The 21,929-nt window shown below is 46.5% G+C and carries 24 protein-coding genes; 18 read left to right on the top strand and 6 right to left on the bottom strand.

Features of this window, described 5'->3' with window-relative positions; genetic code table 11:
* Nucleotides 1–67: 67 nt before the first annotated feature.
* Entirely contained in the window at nt 68–583 is a 516-nt protein-coding gene (locus NEPTK9_RS04175) for a hypothetical protein (protein WP_194847574.1), read from the bottom strand.
* Nucleotides 584–723: 140 nt separating this feature from the next.
* On the opposite strand from NEPTK9_RS04175, the gene ung reads away from it, so the two are divergent.
* Genes ung through NEPTK9_RS04160 form a run of 3 tightly spaced genes read left to right on the top strand, consistent with a single transcriptional unit; the run spans nt 724 to nt 3,492 of the window.
* The gene (ung, locus tag NEPTK9_RS04170) at nt 724–1,407 is read left to right on the top strand and encodes a uracil-DNA glycosylase (protein ID WP_194847573.1); all 684 of its coding nucleotides are present in this window, start codon (nt 724–726) and stop codon (nt 1,405–1,407) included.
* Nucleotides 1,400–2,632, top strand: a complete 1,233-nt coding sequence (locus NEPTK9_RS04165; RefSeq protein WP_194847572.1) for an MFS transporter — start codon at nt 1,400–1,402, stop codon at nt 2,630–2,632. Before ung ends, NEPTK9_RS04165 begins: the two co-directional genes overlap by 8 nt.
* On the top strand, nt 2,629–3,492 hold the full coding sequence (locus NEPTK9_RS04160; protein WP_194847571.1) for a small ribosomal subunit Rsm22 family protein: 864 nt from the start codon (nt 2,629–2,631) through the stop codon (nt 3,490–3,492). The genes NEPTK9_RS04165 and NEPTK9_RS04160 overlap by 4 nt, the downstream gene beginning before the upstream one ends.
* On the opposite strand, the gene NEPTK9_RS04155 is transcribed toward NEPTK9_RS04160, so the two are convergent.
* The 4 genes from NEPTK9_RS04155 to thrS are packed head-to-tail and all read right to left on the bottom strand — an operon-like array spanning nt 3,466 to nt 7,536.
* Nucleotides 3,466–4,134, bottom strand: coding sequence for a putative nucleotide-diphospho-sugar transferase (locus NEPTK9_RS04155; protein ID WP_194847570.1), 669 nt, complete (start codon nt 4,132–4,134; stop codon nt 3,466–3,468). The genes NEPTK9_RS04160 and NEPTK9_RS04155 overlap by 27 nt on opposite strands.
* The gene (locus tag NEPTK9_RS04150; protein ID WP_194847569.1) at nt 4,131–4,850 is read right to left on the bottom strand and encodes a CT583 family protein; all 720 of its coding nucleotides are present in this window, start codon (nt 4,848–4,850) and stop codon (nt 4,131–4,133) included. The genes NEPTK9_RS04155 and NEPTK9_RS04150 overlap by 4 nt, the downstream gene beginning before the upstream one ends.
* Nucleotides 4,826–5,608: a ParA family protein gene (locus NEPTK9_RS04145; protein WP_194847568.1), complete on the bottom strand. Its 783-nt coding sequence runs from the start codon at nt 5,606–5,608 to the stop codon at nt 4,826–4,828. The genes NEPTK9_RS04150 and NEPTK9_RS04145 overlap by 25 nt, the downstream gene beginning before the upstream one ends.
* Nucleotides 5,608–7,536: a threonine--tRNA ligase gene (thrS, locus tag NEPTK9_RS04140; protein ID WP_194847567.1), complete on the bottom strand. Its 1,929-nt coding sequence runs from the start codon at nt 7,534–7,536 to the stop codon at nt 5,608–5,610. The genes NEPTK9_RS04145 and thrS overlap by 1 nt, the downstream gene beginning before the upstream one ends.
* Before the next feature lie 74 nt (nt 7,537–7,610).
* Between thrS and NEPTK9_RS04135 the strand changes: the two genes are divergently transcribed.
* The 14 genes from NEPTK9_RS04135 (at nt 7,611) to NEPTK9_RS04070 (ending at nt 19,243) form a co-directional block, all read left to right on the top strand.
* The gene (locus NEPTK9_RS04135; protein ID WP_194847566.1) at nt 7,611–9,371 is read left to right on the top strand and encodes a hypothetical protein; all 1,761 of its coding nucleotides are present in this window, start codon (nt 7,611–7,613) and stop codon (nt 9,369–9,371) included.
* 10 nt (nt 9,372–9,381) lie between these two features.
* Nucleotides 9,382–10,164: a hypothetical protein gene (locus NEPTK9_RS04130; RefSeq protein WP_194847565.1), complete on the top strand. Its 783-nt coding sequence runs from the start codon at nt 9,382–9,384 to the stop codon at nt 10,162–10,164.
* Nucleotides 10,165–10,255: 91 nt separating this feature from the next.
* Nucleotides 10,256–11,194: an F-box protein gene (locus tag NEPTK9_RS04125; protein WP_194847564.1), complete on the top strand. Its 939-nt coding sequence runs from the start codon at nt 10,256–10,258 to the stop codon at nt 11,192–11,194.
* Nucleotides 11,195–11,699: 505 nt separating this feature from the next.
* Nucleotides 11,700–12,059 carry a hypothetical protein gene (locus tag NEPTK9_RS04120; protein ID WP_194847563.1) on the top strand — a complete coding sequence of 120 codons (360 nt, stop codon included), beginning with the start codon at nt 11,700–11,702 and terminating at the stop codon, nt 12,057–12,059.
* 211 nt (nt 12,060–12,270) lie between these two features.
* Nucleotides 12,271–12,933, top strand: coding sequence for a DUF502 domain-containing protein (locus NEPTK9_RS04115; RefSeq protein WP_194847562.1), 663 nt, complete (start codon nt 12,271–12,273; stop codon nt 12,931–12,933).
* Nucleotides 12,930–13,565, top strand: a complete 636-nt coding sequence (locus NEPTK9_RS04110; protein ID WP_194847561.1) for a DUF502 domain-containing protein — start codon at nt 12,930–12,932, stop codon at nt 13,563–13,565. Before NEPTK9_RS04115 ends, NEPTK9_RS04110 begins: the two co-directional genes overlap by 4 nt.
* On the top strand, nt 13,558–13,980 hold the full coding sequence (locus NEPTK9_RS04105; protein WP_194847560.1) for a DNA polymerase III subunit chi: 423 nt from the start codon (nt 13,558–13,560) through the stop codon (nt 13,978–13,980). Before NEPTK9_RS04110 ends, NEPTK9_RS04105 begins: the two co-directional genes overlap by 8 nt.
* Nucleotides 13,981–14,040: 60 nt before the next feature.
* A complete protein-coding gene (locus NEPTK9_RS04100; protein WP_194847559.1) occupies nt 14,041–14,223 on the top strand; it encodes a hypothetical protein in 183 nt (60 codons plus the stop codon).
* Between the two features lie 2 nt (nt 14,224–14,225).
* Entirely contained in the window at nt 14,226–14,387 is a 162-nt protein-coding gene (locus NEPTK9_RS04095; protein ID WP_194847558.1) for a small basic protein, read from the top strand.
* Nucleotides 14,384–14,833, top strand: a complete 450-nt coding sequence (gene ybeY / locus NEPTK9_RS04090) for an rRNA maturation RNase YbeY (RefSeq protein WP_194847557.1) — start codon at nt 14,384–14,386, stop codon at nt 14,831–14,833. The genes NEPTK9_RS04095 and ybeY overlap by 4 nt, the downstream gene beginning before the upstream one ends.
* Nucleotides 14,811–15,887, top strand: coding sequence for an ankyrin repeat domain-containing protein (locus NEPTK9_RS04085; RefSeq protein WP_194847556.1), 1,077 nt, complete (start codon nt 14,811–14,813; stop codon nt 15,885–15,887). Before ybeY ends, NEPTK9_RS04085 begins: the two co-directional genes overlap by 23 nt.
* Nucleotides 15,884–17,134, top strand: coding sequence for a hemolysin family protein (locus tag NEPTK9_RS04080; protein ID WP_194847555.1), 1,251 nt, complete (start codon nt 15,884–15,886; stop codon nt 17,132–17,134). The genes NEPTK9_RS04085 and NEPTK9_RS04080 overlap by 4 nt, the downstream gene beginning before the upstream one ends.
* A 43-nt stretch (nt 17,135–17,177) precedes the next feature.
* Nucleotides 17,178–19,082 (top strand): DUF3604 domain-containing protein, encoded by a 1,905-nt coding sequence (locus tag NEPTK9_RS04075; RefSeq protein ID WP_194847554.1) that lies wholly within the window; start codon nt 17,178–17,180, stop codon nt 19,080–19,082.
* Nucleotides 19,079–19,243: a hypothetical protein gene (locus NEPTK9_RS04070; RefSeq protein ID WP_194847553.1), complete on the top strand. Its 165-nt coding sequence runs from the start codon at nt 19,079–19,081 to the stop codon at nt 19,241–19,243. Before NEPTK9_RS04075 ends, NEPTK9_RS04070 begins: the two co-directional genes overlap by 4 nt.
* Here NEPTK9_RS04070 and NEPTK9_RS04065 read toward each other — a convergent pair.
* Nucleotides 19,213–19,611, bottom strand: a complete 399-nt coding sequence (locus NEPTK9_RS04065; RefSeq protein ID WP_194847552.1) for a hypothetical protein — start codon at nt 19,609–19,611, stop codon at nt 19,213–19,215. The two genes, NEPTK9_RS04070 and NEPTK9_RS04065, sit on opposite strands and share 31 nt — an antisense overlap.
* A gap of 105 nt (nt 19,612–19,716) precedes the next feature.
* Between NEPTK9_RS04065 and NEPTK9_RS04060 the strand changes: the two genes are divergently transcribed.
* A complete protein-coding gene (locus NEPTK9_RS04060; protein WP_194847551.1) occupies nt 19,717–21,384 on the top strand; it encodes a HEAT repeat domain-containing protein in 1,668 nt (555 codons plus the stop codon).
* Nucleotides 21,385–21,929 lie beyond the last annotated feature (545 nt).

Raw genomic sequence — 21,929 nt, 5'->3', positions numbered from 1 at the left:
GACAATGTACGACAATTCGATTATTATGTCTTTACATTTTCTAAAAAAAGTTGCCCTCTAAAAATGCTCAACTTTCTACACTAACCTGCGGAATGTGGGTTATAGATCCATTTTTATGGTTTTTCGTACAGCAATTGTCACAGTGTATTTTTGAGGAGGAGAAGTAGCCTGTGCCGTCATTGAGCATAAGAAGCTTACCATTAAGAAATTTATACTTTTCTAAAACTTTACCCCTTTGTAATTTTGCAAAGATAGACTTGAATGGTGATCGCAAATCTCTAGGATTGATGTCATCTAATCGCTCTCTCATGTACGTATCACAAGGAACTCGACTGACCTTAAACAAGTTTTTAATATTTGCCTTTATTGGCTTTTCTTCTTTTTGAGAGTCAAACTGCAATAATGAAGGAAATTTTAGTTTAAACATTGCCAACGCAGACATACAACAATCTGCAATGCTAATTTCCCTTGCTTTCCCCTGATTTCCCACTAAAGGTTCTGCAATTTTCTTGAATTGGTCTTTTGCATTTGCAAGCAACCCTTTCGCCGAAAGGGTGCTCTTTTCTATAAGTCTTCTACTCACTTTCTGCCCTTACCTTTTAATAGTTTGCGAAAACAAAATTTTATAAAAACTGCAAATTAATCACAATCAAGGGCTTAAAATTTTAGCGGGAATTGCTGATTGGGTTGTGGCAAAAAGTTTTTTCATGGTATCCTTTTCTCATGGTCATGATGTTAGAAAAAAGTTGGCACAAGGCTCTCGAAGGTGAGGTTCAAAAGCCTTATATCCTCGAACTAAAGCATTTTTTAGAGGGAGAAAAAGGGCGTGGTGCTACGATTTTTCCTCCTGAGGAAAATGTCCTCAACGCTTTTCGGCAAACCCCTTTTGATAAGGTGAAGGTCGTTTTGATGGGGCAAGATCCCTATCATGGCCCTGGTCAGGCCCATGGCCTTTGCTTTAGTGTTCAAAAAGGGGTTACCACGCCGCCATCGCTAAAAAATATCTATAAAGAAATGGAAGCTGATTTGGGGATTCCTCCTGCGAGTCATGGCTGTTTGATCAACTGGGCCAAGCAAGGGGTTTTGATGCTCAATGCAACGCTGACTGTGCAGCGTGGAGAGCCTAAATCTCACTATGGCAAGGGATGGGAAACCTTTACCGATGCGGTTATTCGGGTTCTTTGTCAAAGGAAGGATCCTTTGGTTTTCATCCTTTGGGGACGGTCTGCTAAGGATAAGTGTGAAAATATTTTAAATACGATGAGTCATCCCCACGCCATTTTAACATCTGCTCACCCCTCTCCCTACTCCGCTCCTAAATTCTTTGGGTGTCGCCACTTTTCAAAAACTAATGATTTATTGCAAAAGTGGGGAAAGGAACCTATTAATTGGTCGGTTGATGGATAAGGAAGCGGTTAAGCAAAAAAGTTCTCTATTTTCTATTTTTTTTACTTTTGCTGTCGACAACTTGGGTGCAACGATCATCTTTCCCATTTTTGCTCCCCTCTTTTTAGACCCTTCCAAAGGGCTTTTGGGGAGTGATGTTTCCCTCACCTATAAGACGGCAATGCTTGGGATCTTCCTCGGGATTTTTCCTTTTATGCAGTTTATCTTTGCCCCGATTATGGGAGAGTATGCTGATCACTGTGGAAGGAAAAAAGCTCTTTTTCTCACCACCTTTTTGACCTTTGTTGGATATGGATTAAGTGCTTTAGGCATTCACTACCACTCGATGGTGGGAATTTTTGTTGGTCGGATGATCATGGGGGTGGGAGCGGGAAATCTTTCGATCTGTCTCTCCTCTCTTTCTGATCTCAGCCCGAGCCCGAAGAAGAAAACCCGTTATTACAGTTATGGATCGGCTGTTGCTGGTTTGACATTCATCTTGGGCCCTTTTGTGGGAGGAAAGCTTTCAGATCCAACGGTTTCTCCTGTTTTTGACTCAGCATTTCCGATGATTATTGGGGCCATTTTGGGTCTGGTTAACGTTCTCTTTATTTTGTTTGCTTTTGTAGAAACTCTTGACAATCCTTCTAAGAAACCTTTCGATTTTATCAAGGGGATTCATAACATTCAGGCTGCTTTAAGGACACGGGCGATCCGTCGTCTCTACTTCATCTACTTTTTCTATCTTTTCTCTTGGAATATTGTTTTCCTCTTTGTCCCTGCTTTTGTTGTAGAAAACTTTCACCTCAGTAATTCTCAAATTGGTGATGTCTGCGCCCTCCTAGGGGTTTGCTGGATCTTTGGAACGGGAGTTCTTCACCGCCTCTTCCATAAAACGATGAGTGCTAAATGGATTCTCTTAACCTCTTTTGCCTTGTTTTCTTTGCTGGTTGTTTTCATTCCTTATCCCAACTATTTACGGGGCTTTTTATTTATTTTAGGGGGATGTACGATCATCTCCGGTCTGATTTGGCCTCTTTGCACTAGCGCAATTTCAAATGCTGCCCCTAAAGATATTCAGGGAAAAGTTTTGGGACTCAGCCAGTCGATGCTCTCCATTACGATGATGCTTGCTTCGATTATTGGGGGGCTCTTTCTCCACGCCCACTCTCTGATTCCCTTTGTCTTTTCAAGTTTTTCTTCCCTTGCAGCGGGAGCCATCCTCCTTAGGGCAAAGGTCGAATGAATCTAGAAGGTGCCATTGAAAAGGAGTGTTCTCAGTACTCGGAGAAGGAGCTTCTTCGTGCTGCTGAAGATTTAACAACGCGGTACCACTCTCAACGTGCTCATGATACCCATCTCCATCGAGTCGCTTACCTTGCTACCCGACTTCCTGCCACCTATGCCGTTTTGAAGAAGGTTTTTAGCGAAATTGAGGTTCCTGAGCGGGTGATTGATTGTGGCGCTGGCCCTGGAACATCTCTTTGGGCCCTTCCAGAATCCTCTATCACTCTAATCGAGCAAGATGGGGAGTTTGTAAAGCTAGGAAAACGGCTAGCCCCTCGCGAAGCTATGTGGAAAACACAAAGCTTCCTTTCTCTCACCGACCGCGCTGACCTGATTTTATTTTCCTATTCGCTCAATGAAATTCCTCCAGAAAAAGTTTCTTTAGCAATCGAAAAGGCTTATGCCCAAACCGATAACTTTATTGTGGTGATTGAACCAGGAACTCCAGAGGGGTTTGAAAGGATCCGCGCCATTCGAAAACAACTCTTGGGTTTGGGGATGTCTATCCATGCCCCCTGCCCTCACCATGAAACTTGCCCGATGGTAGGCTCTAATTGGTGTCACTTTTCGGTCCGCCTTCCGCGGACTTCACTCCATAGGAAGCTTAAAAAGGGGTCGCTTGGTTATGAGGATGAAAAATACTCCTACCTTATTGCTTCTAAAGAGCCTCATAGTCCCAGTGGTGCCCGCATTCTCCGTCACCCACTGAAGAGAAAGGGGCATAGTGTGGCTACCCTTTGTACAAAGGAGGGGCTTATCGAAAAAACGTTTACGGGCAAAGAGAGGAAAGACTTAAGCTGGGGCGATTTGCTTGATTAGGCGATGTTTTTTTTCATCAATGTAAGCTGACTCATCCCAAAATGGGACCACTTCGTGATTGAGGGTTTTCTTTAGGGTGCGGGAGGCTTGGAAGTGGATAATAAATGCTTCTTCTAAGGTTTTTTCATCTTCGATTTTGTTAAAGACTTGGTAATAGCGGGCATCCAAAGGGTAGACCTTAGCTTGAGAGTTTAGAAGGACATTGCGGAGAGAAACCTGGTCCCAAAGCTCTGGGTCGGTTCTGAAGAGGCGCTCGGTTTCTTCGTCCCACTCCTTTAAAACTTCTATGGCAGCGGGTGTATTATTGAAAAAGAGGGTGCCGGAAATCATTTTGGAGGGGTGATCATCGGGAAGTTCGTCGACAATGCGGACTGCGACATCAGCATCTAAGTCTTTGAATAGAAAAGGTCTTTGGAAGACAATCGCATCGGCGTCAAGCCAGAGAACGGGACCTTGTAAATCCAACAACTTTTTCAGGATGTACTTCGGTTTAAAGCAGCAGTTTTTCTCCCAGGTTCCAAAGTTTGGAATGGGGTCTATCGAGTAGGGAAGGCTCTGCTTTTTGCAAGAGGTAATGAGCCCTTCGATCTCTTTTTCATACCCGGTGTTAGGGGTGTAAAAGGAGATGATGGTTGGTGTCATGTGTGAAGAAGAGCTTGAAGTTTTCGTAAGAGCTTTTCGATTTCTGCTTTTTCGCCCACCTTGGGGTCGAAGCGGTCATCCTCCATGAGCTTAATCGCCCGCTTTAGAGTATCAATCGCATTTTTTGCTTTGGTGTGGTAGCGCTTATCTTTTTGTGGGATAGGGAAGGTGGTGCGGAGTTTTTCAAGGAGTTCTGCTTTCGACTCTCCTTTATACTCTTCGACAAAAGCTTCTTTTTTCTCTTGGGGAACGGAGCGACTTGAGAGGCTGTAGATCGCTTGGCGCGGCATCTCGTTGACAATCCCTTTTAACTTTGTGGGAAGGGCGTTGTAAAGCTCATAGTATTGCATAAAGTTGTAAGGTGTTTGCCGGTTTCCATAGGTTTGGAGGAGCCAGCTACTAAACGCCCCATCTTTATAATCTTTCAAGACTTCTTGCGCCTTTTTGATCCGCTCACCGTGCAAAATAACCGCTTGGTTGCTGATCGATTTTACCTCGGAAGTGATGTCGGAAAGGAATTTAAAGTCGGAAGTTAGGTCATTTTCTTTTGTCTGATATTTTTCTAGGAGGGTTTTAAGTTCTTTTTTTTCTTGCTCACTCATGGGGCTCACCTGAAAAGCTCCCGCAAAAGGGTTCCGTTCAACAAGTTCACCCATTTTTTCTTTTTTGGGCTGGCTTTTAAAACGGCCGATTAAGAGTGAGTTGAACTTAGACATGGTGACTCCAGTTTTGGTAATAGTTCTTGGGTAAGCTCTCTGAAATCTTCGGCGGCGCGCGATTTAGGGCGGGTTTCGAAAACAGGTTTCCCATGGATCGAAGCTTCAGAAACTGCAATATCTCTTCTAACTTTTGTGTTTAACACTTTTTCAGGAAAAGTGTCTTCAATCACTTCTAAAAATTCTTGATTGTTTTTTCCTCGGGAATTCCAAAAAGAGAGGACAACGCCAAGAAGTTCGAAGGGATGTCTTTCTGAAATATAGTGCATGAAGTAAGAGAGGCGCTGAAGTCCTTTGATGCTGTAAAACTCAGGGGTTGCACAGACAAGTCCATAGTCACAAGCAATGAGAGAGGACTCTGTCAGCCAGCAAAGGGATGGTGGAGTGTCGATAATGGCAAAGTCGTAACCTAGAGGAGCGAGAATTTTTTTTAGCTTTTCGTGGGAGTAGCGGTCTGTTGCTAAGTTTCCTGTCGATTCGACCCGCTCAAGCCAGGTATCTGCTGGAATGAGGTCGATTGAGGGGTGATCGGTATGGACAATGACTTCCCCAACCGTTTTAGTATCTTGAAGAACAGCTGCTAAACTATCATGGTTGTCAGGATCGAGACCCAGTCCTGCTGTTAGGTTGGCTTGGGCATCAAAGTCGACCATCAGGACCCGTTTGTTATGGAAACGGGCAAGAGCAGCTCCAAGGTTTAAGGAGATCGAGGTTTTTGCTGTTCCCCCTTTAAAACTACAGACAGATATTGTTTTCATCACGACTCTTTATGGTAAGGAGATGTTAGTTTTTTTTCCTTATATTCGATTGCACAATTGTTTAGGAAATCATCGATGATAACTTCCCCATGGACGACATTATCGCGCGTCCTTAATGAAATGGTGTTGTTTTCTACCTCTTTATCCCCAACGGTCAGCATGTAGTTGACCTTAAGAAGCTGGGCATTTCGCACTTTTTTCCCCACAGAGTCTGGAGCATCGTCACAGTCACATGTAAAGCCAGCCTCTTGAATCTTTTTCATCACCTCAAGGGCATAAGGAACATGCTTATCGGCAACCGGAATGAGGCGGATGGGAAGAGGACTCATCCAGAAAGGGAATTTTCCCGCAAAGTGTTCGATCAAAATCCCTAAAAAGCGCTCGATCGATCCAAAAATGGCCCGGTGGATCATGATAGGACGTTTGAGCGCTCCATCACTATCTTTGTATTCAAGCTCAAACTTCTCTGGAAGGGACATATCGAGCTGGATGGTTCCACACTGCCACCGTCTTCCCAGAGCATCATGAACATGGAGGTCGATCTTGGGTCCATAAAAGGCACCATCCCCTTCATTGATTTTGTAGGGTTCCCCCCACTCATCTAGGGCCTCTCTGAGTCCTGCCGTTGTTATTTCCCAATCTTCATCGGATCCAATCGACTTTTTGGGGCGGGTCGAAAGCTCAAAGGTATACTCCAAGCCGAACGCTTGATAGATCTCTTTTACCAAGTCAAGAACCCCTAAGATCTCATCTTTGATCTGCACCGGTTGCATAAAGAGGTGAGCATCATCTTGGTGGAAACTTTGGACGCGGAAAAGACCGTTGAGTGCTCCCGAAGGTTCTTTCCGGTGGACATGGCCAAACTCGGCGATCCGAAGTGGAAACTCCCGATAGCTATGGGAGTGACCCTTATAGTAGAGCATGCATCCTGGGCAGTTCATTGGCTTTACAGCATAGGCCCGCTCATCATCGACCTCAACGGTGAACATATTTTCTCGGTAGTGATCCCAGTGACCCGATAGCTCCCAAAGCTCTTTGGTCATGAGCTGAGGGGTTTTGATGATCTTATACCCTTCCCTTAAGTGAAGCTCTTTCCAGTAGTCGACGAGATGATCCCAAACCGCCATCCCTCGGGGATGGAAAAAGGGCATGGCTGGTGCCTCTTCTTTAAAGGAGAAGAGGTTGAGCTTGGCCCCTAAAACGCGGTGGTCCCGTTTCTTCGCCTCTTCGAGGAGGTGGAGGTAGGCCTTTAAGAGTTCCCGATTAGGAAACGAAATCCCATAGATCCGGGTGAGCATGGCGTTTTCTGAATCTCCTCTCCAATAAGCGCCTGAGGTTTTCAGAATTTTAAACGCTTTAATCTTTCCTAGGTTGGGAAGGTGGGGGCCGCGGCAAAGATCAAAAAATTCTCCTTGTCGATAAGCGGTAATGGGTCCTTGATCATCGAATCCTTCAATCAGCTCTTTTTTATAGGGGTTATCTCCAAATTCTTTTAAGGCATCTTTCTTTCCGTCGAAAAGATGTTTTTCTGGCTTAAAATTTTCGCTGAGGATTTTTTTGATCTCTTTTTCAATCTTTGGAAAATCAGCTTCTGAGATATCTAGGTTGTCAAAGTCATAGTAAAACCCATTGTCAATGGGGGGACCAATTGTGGGTTTGGCATTGGGCCAGAGTCTGAGGATTGCTTGCGCCAAAACGTGGGCAGAGGTGTGCCAAAAAACTTCTTTCCCTTGATCGGTATCGAAGTCGAGAAACTTAACATCATCTCCATCGCTTAGCGCGGTATCTAAATCGTAAACTTCACCATTAATACTGACTATTAAAGCCTGGTGAGGCTCCCGCAGGTTCATTTTTTCAGCTAGCTCTTTCGCAGAACTTCCCGCAGGGAGCTCTAATTTTTCACTTTCACACTTCACGTTTATGAACATTTTTTTTGTTTCCTTAGTTACATTGTACAAGAGATTGTAAAAAAGGGAAAGGAATTGCTACAACTAAGGATATCATGTCTCATCATCTTGAAATCGCCCGAACTTTAGCCCGTGCAATCATCTCCGGAGAGGAGGTTGCCCGTGCAACCCAGTCGATCTGGGACGAGTATCGCCTCCATGCCCTCTATTATTTAGAGACAAAAGAGTCAAAGACCCTTCTCAAGCGGTTTAGGCTCCCCGTGGCAAACCCTTATATTGAAACCCTCATCCGAAAAAGTGTGGGTCTTCCTGAAAAGGAAAAAATTGAAAACAAACATCTCCAAGAAAGTGTCATCTCTGCCCTCCTTTGCCCTTTAAGACAGATTGTTGGATCTTGTTTTGCAACAGCACCTGCGATTTTTATTCAGCAAAAACAACCAGAGCGCCTCCTTCTCGACCTTTACGATCTGATGATGCTTGGGAAGATGAAAAGGACCTTTGGGGGAGAAGAATTTGCTGTCCCCCTCAGCCCTAAGTGGGGAGGGAGAGAGACCGATCACCCCTTACTTAGAGCTTGGGAGTACACACTTGCTTCCTTTTCCGACTATAAAACCACTTTTAGCAAGTGGAATCTTTTTGAATCACTGGGCCTTGACCCAAAGAAAGAAGGAGGGATCGGCCACCTTATTTATGGGGCTTTACAGGAAAAACTTGAGGCGGCGAATAAGGAAGTCGATAAGCTGCATGAAGAGTATGTCCGCGCAGTTGATGAAGCGCGCGTTGCTCAAGCGCTTCTCAGGCAAGCCGACTCTCCCGATCGGATCCGTCTTCGGAAAGGAGAACTTCAGGTCCGCTCCCACCATGCCAATGTTTGTAAAGAGATGCGTGATGAGGCTCACCAAAAAGGGGAATACATCGCAAAATTTTTCCCTTTTATTATTGAGCAATATACCGAAAAGTTTCAGGAGTATTTTCTTGAAGTTTTTGATGCCGATACAGAGGAGGTTTGTGAAACCCTCTACGAAGATAGTCCTGCCGGCTTTCGCCTTTGTTACAAACATGGTAGGAGCGACCCGTCCTCCTGGACCTTGATCCATAATGCCGAAGAATTTATTGGAGCTCTTCGCCAGTTTTTTCTTGCCGTTGAACCTCAAATTATCGCCGCTTCTGACTGGGATGAGGAAGAAATCGCCTCACTGACAACCGCCATCATCCACTTTATTGAAACCAAAGAGTTTCTCTCCTTTGCCCTCAAAAAGAAAAATCCTTGGAGCTACACTTCGGGAGGAAGTTTGCATACCCTCCTCAAAGGATATTATTGCATTGAAGGAGAAATCGCTGAAGAAAAGAGGGCGATTAAAAACCCGACCGACCTTTTGATTTTCCTTCTAGACCTTCTCAAATCGCTCCCCTACCATGTCACCAAACCTTTTGAAATCGATCCTCTGGCAAGCCTTCTCATGTACTCCCCGACCCATGCCTTTCTCCTCAAGCCGGGGCAACCCCGCTTTAAGGAAGGGTGGCTTGACAAAGGATTTACCTATACCTGGGTCCGTGACCATGTGATTAACCCGGGAAAAGCGCACGTTGTAAATCCGGATTTACATCCACCCGAACCCCTCATCTTTGCTGACACGAACTGGGCCGATTATTTTTTTGCCTTTGCTGTAAACCCAGCAAGCTTAGAGCTTGATCTTTACCGGGTGAGTGCTGATGAAACCCGCGCCCTTCCGATGAATGAGTGGCGTCCCTACCTGAATGGTTCCTCATCTGAGCCTTGGGGAGTGTTGACCCGCCCGAGTGATCTTGCCAGTGTAGCGTTTGCCGATCTTGCCTTGAAACTCAAAAAAGTTTAAAGTTCAACGCATGAAACTTTGGATTTTCCTATTATTGACACCGGCTCTTTTTGCCCTCTACAATGGCAATCCCTCCCTCCCCAACATGCCCGAAGAGGGAATTTGGTCATCGAACGATGCTTGGTGGGGAATCAAGCTCGGATATGAATGGGACCGGACTTTTGACAAGAAGGTGAAGGTGGATGGGCGGGAGTCGAGCATTCGGGAGCGCTTCGATACCTACAAATCGCTTAAAAATCAGGGGACTCTCACCTTTAATGCGAGTGATCGGTTTGAGCTTTATGGAAAGTTGGGGGTGATGAAGCTCGATTTGGCCCAGCGCCCCACCGATACCGTTTTAATGGAATACCAAACCAATAGTCAGTTCATGTGGGGTATTGGGGGAAGGGTCATTTTGGTCTACTGGGATGAAATGGTGATGGGGTTCAATGCCCTTTATTCGGGATCTTTTATGCGGATCGACCGGATCTTTCAAAATGGAGGAAGTCGGCGGACCTCTGGGGCCCGTTTTAAGTATGCCGAGTGGCAGCTAGGGGTGAGTTTTTCAAGAGAGATAGGCCTCTTCATTCCCTATGTTGGTCTTGCCTATGCATCGATGCATTCGAACCTTTATAATGTTCCCAATGACCCTAATTTTTCCTTTCAAGTTGCCGATGAAGATATTAAAACGGGGCAACCCTTCCTGCTCCTGATAGGAGTTGGACTTACAAAGATTCGAGGGGTGAGCTTCAATCTAGAGTCCCGGATGATTGGGGAAAGGGCGATCACCCTAAATGGGAACATTCGGTTTTAGGTTGCTGGTTGGGCTGTAGGCGAAAAAAAATTTTGTAGAAATACTTCTTTTCCCTTAGTATCGATATTGTCTTTAACAGTAAGGTGTTGTGATGAGTGCTATTGGGCAAGCAGGTAGAAGAGGGATAAAAAGGGATATTGAGATTGGGTTTTCTCAAAACACTGAATTAAGCCAAGTGGACAAAAAAAGAATGAAGAAGAGTGGGAGCACAAAAGGGACTTTTGGAGGGCTTCCTGAGGAGCTTTTACTTGTTATTTTTAAGCTTTTATCTCCTAGAGACCAAGAAGCAGCTACATGTGTGTGTAAGAGCTGGAGAAAGATTGGAGAGGATAAAAAATTAAAAATGGTCAGAGAATTTTGCTTTGGAAAAAGGGACTGGGAAAACTACTTTGGGAAAATTGGTCTGGAGCCTTCTCTACCACCAAGCATTGGAGCACTATTGGATAGTCCTTGCCCGATATGGAAAGAAAAGAAGATTAAGGATACCCATATTTTGACCCTTATTCCAAGTGTGTTTAATGGAGAACCGTTCTCTCTGAAGACTTTTTTTAAAAAAGCTAAAGCACCTATAAAGGGATATAAGTTAGCATACGTATTTCATGACGACAAAAAAGCAAAGAAAAAATTAGAAGGTGAGTCCTTTCCAAATACAAAATGGATAATGATGACCCGAGGTTTAATCCCAAAAACCATCTATAATGGTATAGCTAAACATCAAAAATTTCTCGACCTATTAAGCAAAAACAATCAATTCTCCTATCGTACCCCTACACCTTTAGAGGCCGTTGTTTCTGTTCTTACAGACCATGCAAGAACAGGTGATTTTCTATTTAATGACAGTTCTTGTCCGTCTTATATTCAGTGCCAAAGCAGTAAGGCTGGAGACATTAAAGAGTCAGCAACTGTTGGAGCTTTTGGACACTGGGGAGGAGTTGATATTTATCATTATTCTAGCGAATATCGAAGAATGGGCGTATATGGTAGCTCGGGAATTATGGCCATTAACGAGAAAGGTAGGGATCAGAAGTAGTGCCCTGGTTTGTACCGAAAAAAATTGGAAAATATCCTTATCTTTGGCATGGTTCAAAATACAGCATGCTGAGGTAACACTTCACGACGTAGCTTTTCTTCGCCTTCGGCTCCGAAGCTGTGTCGGTTCAGTGGATTTTTTTTGTTAAGCTGAAAGTCGAGCAAAGCGAATATGGTAAGTGGCTAAAAACCTGGAAAAAAAGAGGCTTGTTCCTTGGTGAAAGATGTGCAAGGTTTTCTAGGAAAGAACCTTTCCAGCGAACTGACATGGCTTCGGAGCCGAAGGCGAAGAAAAGCCATGCGGTGAGCTGTCCGCGGCTTCAAAATGGCTCTGCAAAATCGCCCCGCACGAGGGGTGGAACAGTGCTTTGCACGGCCCCCCGAGGAGGGTCGATTTGGCTTGCCAGATTGAAGCTCAAGGGGGCAGCAGGGGGCTTGCCCCCGACGCATCTTTCATAAGACCAAAAATTGTTACCCTACTTTGAACCATGCAGTGGTTCGAGGACATGAACTACAAAAGTATCTTATGCTTTGTCGCTATGTACGAAGACTTAATCGCACTAAGTGGAAGTGCTATAGACTTAAACCACTTTGCAACTCTCGGTTGGAAAGGTGGTGAAACAGCACAATCAGACTGTGATAGGATTGAAGAAGGGCTCTATGAAGGACTACAACAAGTCTCCCAAGAAGAAATCAACAAAATCCATACCCAGTTTCTAGCTTTTCGTAATGCGATCCGGGCGCATGGCTCCAGTCCTTGGCTTATTGCTAATGGGCGAGAAAATAATAAACCTTATACCGAAGCCAGAGATGCCCTAGCCAAATCTCTCAATGACCTTGGCAAACACTTCACCAAGGTTGATTAATAAAGATCTAGCTCATATCCTATGAGCTAAAGGATCTAGTAACCTGAGTGTTGGTTTTCTTTCACCCCGCCTCAGGTGATTTTTGTTTTCTTTTCCCCTTCTTTCCCTCGGAAAGGGCCATTTTAGACCCTTACCTTCGAAAAAGAAGAAAAAAATTTAAACAAAACTCTCGCTGAGATCGAAGTAAAGCAAAACCAACACTCAGGTTTTTATGAAAAAATATCTTGTGACGGGGCTCGTCATTCTTTTGCCCCTGGCGGTGACGATCGCCATCGTTGTCTTTATCGTCGACTTTTTAACCAAGCCTTTCATCGGCATTGTCTCTGGCTTTTTGCAAGACATGAATCTCCTAAACAAGGGGTTTTTGTTCTTAACACCCGAGCAGGTGGTCCTCTACGGCAGTAAGCTCCTGATCTTGCTCTGCCTTGTTCTTTTCACCTTCCTTTTAGGGATGATTGCCCGCTGGTTCTTCTTTAAGGCGTTGATCAACCTCAGTGATAAAATCCTCCACCGGATCCCCCTTGTTAACAAGGTTTACAAGACAACGCAAGAGATCATTAAGACCATTTTTGTCACTGATAAGAGCTCCTTTAAGCAGGTGGTCATGGTCCCCTTCCCCAAGGGGGGCTCCTATGTGATGGGGCTGGTTTCGAGAGAGTCGCCTAAGGTGTGCTGTGAGGGGGTAGGCGAAGAGCTCTACTCCGTTTTGGTCCCAACGACTCCTAACCCGACAACAGGGTTTCTTCTGATGTACAAAAAAGAGGAGATGATCTTCCTCGATCTTAAGCCGGAACAAGCGATCAAATATATCGTCTCGTGTGGTGTGATTACCCCTGAGCACCCGACCCAAATCCCAGAAGAACCGGCGCCATGAAAAAAACCTTCCTCGCAGGTCTAGCGACCCTTCTCCCTATTACGATTACCCTTGTTGTCGTTGTCTTTATCGTCGATGTTCTCACGGCCCCTTTTGCAGGGATGGTTTCTGACTTTATTACGGGTCATGGCTTAGCTGAGCTGGGATCCCGCCATAAGTATATCCTCCTTTTTGTCAGCCGGATTATCGTTCTGATTTTGCTTTTTTTTCTTACGCTATTTCTCGGTTTTTTAGGACGGAGGATCTTTTTCTCTTGGATTATTAAGCTCACCGACCGGATCTTTGCAAAGATCCCCTTTATCAAGACGATCTACCGGATCTCTCGTGAGGTGAGTAGCAGCGTCTTTAGCGAAAGGAAAAAACAGCTCTTTAAAGGGACGGTGACCGTTCCTTTCCCCCATGAAAAGACCCGCGCGATGGGGCTTCTTTCTGGAGATCCCCCAGAAGAGATCACCGAAAAGAAGAAAGACCTCCAGTCGATCTTCATCCCAACGGCTCCTCACCCCATCTCGGGCTTTTTGGTCATGTACCAAAAAGATGAGATCAAAGAGACCAATCTCGAGACCGAAGATCTCCTTAAATTCCTTCTTTCCTGCGGAATCTACCATCCCGAGGAGGAAAAGGATGCATAAGGAGATCCGTGCCCTTTTCTTTCAGGTGCGAAGCGATCAGGAGAAAAAGGGGCTGATTGTCCGCCTTGCTGAGGAATATTTTGAAAAAAAAGAGCCTCTCCTGATCCGCGTCCCTCACGAAAAGGGGCTGGAGTATGTCGACCTTCTTTTATGGCGCTCGCCCCCTGATAGCTTTCTCCCCCATGTGATCAAAGATGCCCCCTGCAAGGACCTGATTGTCCTCACCTCATCCAAGGAAAACCCCAATGAAGCCCGAAGCATCCTTAACCTCTGCCCGGAGCCGGTCGACAATAAAAATTTTTCCTTTATAAAAATTTATGAAATCGAAGATCTCGCCTCCACGCAGAAGAATAAGACTGCCCAGGAGCGCTACCAGGCCTATAAAACAGCCGGCTTCACCATCATCACTCATTAAAAGCTTGAAAGATTCCGCCTAAACTGCTATAGTTATTTCTTATTAACGGAGTAAGCTATTATGACACGAGTAAGTAAGAAAGATCGCCTCAAGCGGTGCCCTAGAAAACCCCGCTACGGCTCAGAAAAAACAGGTCCCCTCAAGGACAACCTCCCCAAGGGATTTAAAGAACATGCGAACGTTTTTACGGGAGAGGCCGCCCATAGCACCTTCATCCCTAAAGTGAAAGGAGGGAGGAGTTAACCATGTCACGTCACCCAAGTTACGGAAAATCAAGTAAAGGGGCGAAAAAACGGAACGTCCTCAAGCGATTCGAGCGGATCGATGTCCTCAAAAAACTCGGCCGCTGGAAAGAGGGCGAGGATAAAAAGGTCACTGGCCTTCCTAAAACGCCCACCATGCAGTGAACATCCACTGCATTTCTAGTCAAAGCGCTCTTCCCATTTCTGAAGAAAAGGTGGAGCGCCTCGTTGAAGCTTTCCTAAAATGGAAAAGCATTCGGATTGATGAAGTGACCCTCCACTTCGTTAACAAAGAGGAAATTTCCCACCTTCACGACCTCTACTTTAATGACCCCTCCCCCACAGACTGCATCTCCTTCCCCATCGACGATCCGATGGAAGAGGGGTATATTGTTTTGGGCGAAATCTTTGTCTGCCCCGAAGTGGCCCTCGATTATCTGACAAAAAAAGGGGGCGATCCTTACGAAGAGGTTTCCCTCTACATCACCCATGGCCTCCTCCACCTTTTGGGCTTCGATGACCAAAATCCTGAAGATATTCAGATCATGAGGGGTGAAGAAAAATCGGCAATCAATTATTTTAGAGAGCATGACCTTCTTCTCAGCCAATAAGGGGCCTGTTGAAAAAGCCCATTCCTCCACCTTTCACTCCCCTTCCGGAAAAACCCGGAGGTTTGCAAATCTCCTATACTTAGGCATATGTCAATTTGCAAACTTCCGGATTTTTCTCGAAAGTCATCGTGAAATCTGGAGAAAGCGGCTCTCTCAACAGGTCCCCAAGTATTTTTTCTTCCTTGCATTGATGGCTCAAGCGCTCCTCTTTGGGGGCCCTGAGTCGGAATTCTTTCGCGCTTGCCTAAGTGGTGACCTCGTAGGCGTCGTCTCTTTATATGAAAAAGAGGGGATGCGTCTTGTTTATGCCCGCGACAAGGATGGAAACACCCCCCTTCACTTGGCTTGCTGCTCGAAAAAAGGGGGACACAAAAAAGAGATCATCACCTTCCTCCTCTCCAAGGGGGTGAATGTGAATGCCCCTAACAACTACCAATCGACCCCTCTGATTATTGCGGTTTCCAATGGGAATTATGAGGCAACGGAGCTTCTCCTTAAGCAAAAGGAGATCAAGGTCAATCAACCGACTCAGGAAGGGTTTACCCCTCTCCACATTGCGGTCACGAACCGGGCGCCTCCTCTGATTAAGCTCCTTTTAAACCATCCTGGGGTCAACCCCAACTTTGGAACGCGCGATGGCGCGACCCCCTTACACTTTGCAGCGATGCAGGGGCTCGAGGAGGAGGCAAAGCTTTTGATCAACTGTCCCAGCACTGATATTAATGCTCCCCAGCACGGCCAGAATTATGGGGGAGCCACTCCCCTTCATTTTGCAGCGATGCAAGCAGAGACAGAGATCGTCAGAGCGCTTGTTGAAACGGGGCGCGCTCATGTCCAAGCCATGCTCACCGCAGGGGTCTATAATGGGTTTACCCCCCTCCACTTTGTCGTTTTAAACCCTGATTCGGTCAATGTCTTCGAAACGGCCAAGCTCTTGATTCAGCATGGGGCCAACCCAAAAACCAAGTGTGCAGCAGAAAAAACCCCCTTAGAGCTCACCTCGGTGAGTATCATCCAGGCTCTTTTGAAAAATCCCAAAAAGGCCCGTGAATGAGCATTGAATATCTCCTCCTCCCCATCCTTTTCCTTATTGGCGCCTGCGCAATCACAGGACTGACGAAAGCGCTCCATATCTTAGGAAGAATCGAAAGTAAAAAGGAGTTCCAGAAAAAGCCCCACTACTTTTTTACCTACACATTTGTCAAAAAGCTCTTCTCAAAAAATCCATGGGACAACCTCTTTTACCTTTTAAGTGCGACAAAGCACCTCCTTTATCTCCTCTATGCGATCTCCTTCCTGATCTACTTTGCTCCTCTCTCTCTTTTGGGGGTTTGCCTGCTATTGGCTATTGCCCTTGTTTGTGACGCTTTCTTCCGCCTTATTGCCCACTCTGCCCCTCCCCTCTTCCTCCGGATGACCACCCCTGTAGCAAGTTTTTTCCTTCTTCTCTTCTCGCCGATCACTTTCCTCCTTCTCAAGGTCCAAAAAAGCCTCCTGAGAGGAAAAGTTTCTAAAGGGAGAATCAAAGATAAGATCTTGGAGCTTGCGTTTGAGTCGGAACTTTCTGACTATCTGGAACCTTTTGACAAGCGAATCATTAGCGCGCTTGCTTCGATGCAAGGGCGGATCGCCCGAGAAATCATGGTCCCGCGGATCGATATCTTTTCTCTATCGATCAACCAAACGGTCCACGAGGCCGCCCAAAAGTTCATCTCAGAAGGATATAGCCGGATCCCCGTCTACAAAGAAAATGTCGATGAGATTGTCGGGGTTCTTCTCTACAAAGATGTGATCGAATACTACTTTAAAAGCATCGAAAAAAATGAGCAGTCTCCCCTTGAAACACCCCTAGAAAACCTCATTAAGCCTGTCTTGTATGCTCCCGAAACGAAAAAGATTGCCGCCCTCCTCCAAGAGTTTAGGAGTGAGCAGATTCACCTCGCCATCATCGTCGATGAGTATGGAGGAACGGAAGGGGTGGTGACGATCGAAGATATTTTGGAAGAGCTTGTCGGGGAAATTATCGATGAGCATGATAGTATCGAAGAGGAGCAGCACCACACGCCCCACCCCGATGGGGGATGGGTGGTCGATGGGAAGATGACCATCGTCGACATCGAAAAAGAGCTGGGAGTCTCCATTCCAAAAGGCCCTGAGTATGACACGATTGGGGGGTATGTCTTCCACCGAGCGGAGACGATCCCCACTAAGGGATGGAAGATTCATAACGATAATTTTGATTTGGAAGTGTTGAAATCGAGCGATCGAGCCATTGAAAAGCTCCTCTTGAACAACAATTAATCCTGTGTTAAAATGGGTATAAAAATTTAACCTCAAGAGATCTATGCGCCGTTCAATCAGTTACGCCGAACCAAAAACCGCCCTTGCAGGGGAGAAAAAAACGTGGAAATTCATCTACGCCCCCGCAAACGACCTTCCAAAAGGAGCCCGCCTCAAATTCGACCTAGGCTCCAAAGGGCGCAACTTCGACTGGGAAATCCCCCAGTCAAACCTCAAAAGCAAAAAAAATCTGATTTGGATGGAAACGCCCAATAAAAAGTCTCTGGCGGCAACCGAAGTAGCAACACCCGAATCTTCTCTTCCTCAGTTCGAGTTCACCCTCCCCGGCGATGTCAAAGCGGGTGAGGAGATCGCCATCTTCCTTGGAACCCCTGAAGAGACCGGTATTGAAAAAAAAGGGAACCGCGCGCAGTCCCACACCTTCCGCCGCCGCCCCTTTAACCTCTATGTCGACCCCAAGGGGAAAGGAGAATACAAAGAGCATGAAACCTTCCATGTCGATGTGAAGGGAGGGCAGCTCCACTCAATCCGGATCATCGTTCCCTCTGTCGTCAATAAAAACCAGCGGTTCGATGTAATCGTCCGCTTTGAGGATGAGTTTGGAAACCTCACCGGGCATGCTCCAGAAGGCACCCTCATCGAATTTTCCTACGAGCAACTGAGAGAAAATATCAGCTGGAAACTGTTTGTCCCCGAAACAGGATTTATCAACCTCCCCAACCTCTACTTTAACGAGCCGGGGGTCTACAAGATCCAGCTAAAAAACCTTTCTACGGATGAAGTTTTCCTATCGGCCCCGATTAAGTGTTTTTCCGATACCAGTCGCCAACTCTACTGGGGAAATTTTCATGGGGAATTGGTCCTCCACGACGCGAAGGAAAATATCGAGTCCTGTCTGCGTCACATCCGTGATGATGAGGCCCTCCAATTCTTTGGAACCTCATCCTTTGAAAGTGAGGAAGAGACCTCTGCCGATATCTGGAAAGGGATCGGCGCTCACGTTTCTGAGTTTAACGAAGATGACCGGTTCACCACTTTCCTCGGTCTCCAATGGACCGGAACGCCAGGAGAAGAGGGGCTCCGCCAAATCGTCTACCTTAAAGACTCGAAACCCCTCCTGCGGAAAAAAGAGAGTAAAGCAAGCCACCTGAAAAAAATCTATAAAAGTCACACCCCAAAAGATTTCGTTTCTATCCCCATCTTTACCATGGGATCGGAAACCCTTTACGACTTTGAAAACTTTAATCCCGAATATGAAAAAGTAGTCGAGATCTACAACGCTTGGGGCTCCTCCGAATGTACCAAAGCTGAAGGAAACCCTCGCCCCATCGCTTCTAAGTCAAAGAAAGGAATCAAGGAAAAGGCTGACGGATCGATTCGAAAAGCGCTTAACAAAAACTACCGCTTTGGCTTCGTCGCTGGCGGCCTTGACGATCGTGGAGTTTTCAAAGGACTTTTCGATGAGGCCCAGGCCCAATACTCCCCAGGCCTGACCGCTATTCTTGCCGCAAATCACTCCCGCGATGGACTCGTCCAAGCGCTCGATAAAAAATCGTGCTACGCAACGACCGGCCCCCGCATATTGGCAGGCCTTGAAATTGCTGGACACCCCATGGGATCAGAGCTCAATACCAAGGCAAAGCCCGGCCTTGCCTATAACCGCCACATCACCGGCTATGCTGTCGGTATTGCCCCGATCAAGGAGATCCTTATCATCCGGAATGGAAAACCGTTCCACACCCTCACCCCTAAAGGGGAGACCTTCGATTTTGCCTTTGATGATGACGAGCTCCTTGAGAAGATTACCCTAAAATCAAAGGATGACCGTCCTCCTTTTGTCTACTACTATATGCGCGTGATGCAAGCCGATGGCCACCTTGCGTGGACCTCCCCGATTTGGGTTGATCTTGGCGCTCCATCAGCCCCTGAAAAGAAGAAAGGCAAGTGACCATCCTTTTAGCGATCATCATCGTCCTCCTTTGTATGCTCGGGCTTGGGATCGGGCATCTTTTAAAGTCGCAACACCCCTTAAAATGTAAGCGGTGTGGAAATCCAGAAAAAAAAGAGTGTGACGTTTGTCACGATACAAGCAACAAAAGCTGCAAGTAGCTGATGATATTAGCGGACTGAGCAGCCTCTTCTGCTGTTTGCACATTAAGATGTTTTTTCATGTCCTCTAGTATATCTTCAGGAAAGTTCTTAATGTTTTTTGTAAGATTTTGTGGAGTAAGCTTGTCTTGTTTATGCAAGTCCAGAAGCTGAGTTATTTGAGTCTTAGTCAACTCGTCTATAAAGATCTTAGAAGCACTAGAGGAGCCTCTCCCTTCTAGACTTGTCTGCACAGGAAAGCACCTAAAAATAATGCTATACGCAAAGACAACAACGCTTTCAACCATCTTGTAAAGGGCCCAGAGTCCCTCTCCATCGCCGGTATCAGTAGATATATTCTGACATTCATTGATTGTTACAGGTAGCATATTAGCCTCCTCAGCTTGACTAAAATGATAGAGAAAAAGCGAGTAAATCGCCAGAAAAATTTTTAGGGTGGCGTTTTAATAAAAAAAACTCAATCCTTATAGGAAATGAAGCGATTCTTTTTTTTAATCATTCTGACTGTCTCCTCCTTATGGGGAGCGGCTTCCAAGCACCAGGTCCTCTACCTCATGCAGGCTGGAGAGATCGAGCGGGGGCTCGCCCTTTATGAGGCATGGGTCAAGGAAAATAAGAAACATGACTTCACCATTTTGGAGCAGATGGGCCATATCCTCATCTCTCAAGGAGCCCGAAGCAATGATGAGGAAAGCCAACTCCTCAGCATGTATGGGCTAGGAACCGCCGGTTCCCAGGAAGGGATGGAGCTCTATGAGATGGGGATTGCCAGCCAAAACCCCGTCATCCAAATGGCAACGATTCAGTTCCTAAGCCGCCTTCAAGATGATCTGGTTGAAGACCTCCTTTTTAAAGCGTTCTCCTCCCCTTATCTTCTAGTTCGGATGGAGTCAGCATATGCCTTAGCGATGCGCCGCTCTGAAAAAGTGACGGGGATGATCGACTCCCTCATGCACAAGCTTCCCCCCTATATGCACGTCTACTTTCCTGAGCTTTTTGCGATGATTGGAACGGCCGATGCCGCAGGGGTTCTCAAGCGGCTGGTGGGGCACCGCTACTTAAGTGTCCGCATTGCCTCGATCCTTTCTGCAGCGCGCTATGGGCGGGATGACTTTTTAAGTGAGATCCGCGCCGCTGCAACCCATGCCGATCAAGCAGAGCAAGAGACCTGCGCCGCAGCTTTAGGGTATCTCAAAGATTCTCACTCGATTCCCCTTTTAAAAAAATTGGCGCAGTCCCCCCATTCCAATGTGAAACTTGCCGCCTGTCGCTCCCTTGAAAAGCTTGGGGAGATCACCTACCGCGAAACGATTATGAAAAGCGCCTTAGAGAAAAATCCCCTTGCCATTCCCCTCCTTGTCGATATGCCCAATACCGACCGTCTTTTAAGTACCCTCCTTTCCGATTATAACTTCCATGTCCGAGCAAATGCCGCCCTTGCGCTACTCAAGAAGCGACAATCGAACGCGATTCCCACCCTTTTAAATATCCTCATCAAGGATGAGAAAGATCTCGGTTTTCAGCCCGTCTACTCTCTAGGCCATGCGCTGATGACCTGGAAAGTGATTCCCTCAGCAACTCAATACTCCAAAAAGATCCAGCAAGACATTTCTGCGATCACCCTGGCCCTGCGAGAGCAAATTCTCCAAGATGCCCTAGAGCTTCCCGAAGAAGATTTTCTAACCATTGCCCGGGAGATCTTTAATAAAAAAGAAAACGATCTCATCCCCATGTTGATCCACCTTCTGGAAAACCTGAGCACCAAAGGGGCCATTGCCCTTCTTCAGGAGGAGTCGCGCCGCGCTGGAGCCCCCTTCATCCGCACCTACTGCCACCTGGTTCTCTACCGAATGAGAGTCGAAGGACCTCACAAAGAGACCCTCTACAGATGGCTTGAACAGGAGCGGGACCATGAGCTTTTCCAGTTTCGGGAGATGCTCGCTTGGACCGACCGGAAGGAAGCCGCAGGCTCTTTTATTCTCACTCCAAAGGAGACCTCCCGCCTTCTCATCGAGATTTACGAGACCCTTGCCGAGAGTCACGAAAAAGAAGGGATCGATCTTCTCCTCCGAGCGATTCATCGGGGAAACAAAAAAAACCGGTTTGCCCTTGCGGGCCTTTTGCTTAAGGCTATTCAGTAAAATGGTTTGTGCTGTATAAAAGTTTAGATATTAAACCAGCTGATAAATCCAAGGGTTCATATATAGATACGTCGGGGCTGCGCCCCCGCTGCCCCTTGAGCTTCAAGCGAACAGTCAAATCGGACCTTCAGTCGGGGGGCTGGGCGCAGCCCTAGACAAGCCCCTCCTTCATGCCAATTTTACAGGTTCGCCCTGAAGCCGCGGACAGCTCACCGCGTTCGCTTCAGCGCCCTTCGGGCTTGAACTCACGTCAGTTCGCTGGGGAGATAAAAAAAGAAAACTCTCCAGTGAACGGACATGGCTTCGAAGCCGGAGGCGGAGAAAAGCCATGCCGTGAGCTGTCCGCGGCTTCAAGATGGCTGTGAAAAATCGATCTGAACGAGGGGCCCGCACAGGGTTGTAACCCGGGCCCCCGAGGAAGATCGATTTGGCTTGCCAGATTGAAGCTCAAGGGGCAGCGGGGGCACCAGCCCCGACGCATCTCTATATGGCTCTTTAGAAGTTCTAAGTGGTTTGAATCAAGAACAATCAAAAAACCCTCCAAT

The sequence above is a fragment of the Candidatus Neptunochlamydia vexilliferae genome (assembly GCF_015356785.1).
In the GTDB taxonomy this organism is placed as follows: Bacteria; Chlamydiota; Chlamydiia; order Chlamydiales; family Simkaniaceae; genus Neptunichlamydia; species Neptunichlamydia vexilliferae.
The sequence above is the reverse complement of the archived record's forward strand: the minus strand, read 5'-3'. Positions and strand labels throughout refer to the sequence as shown.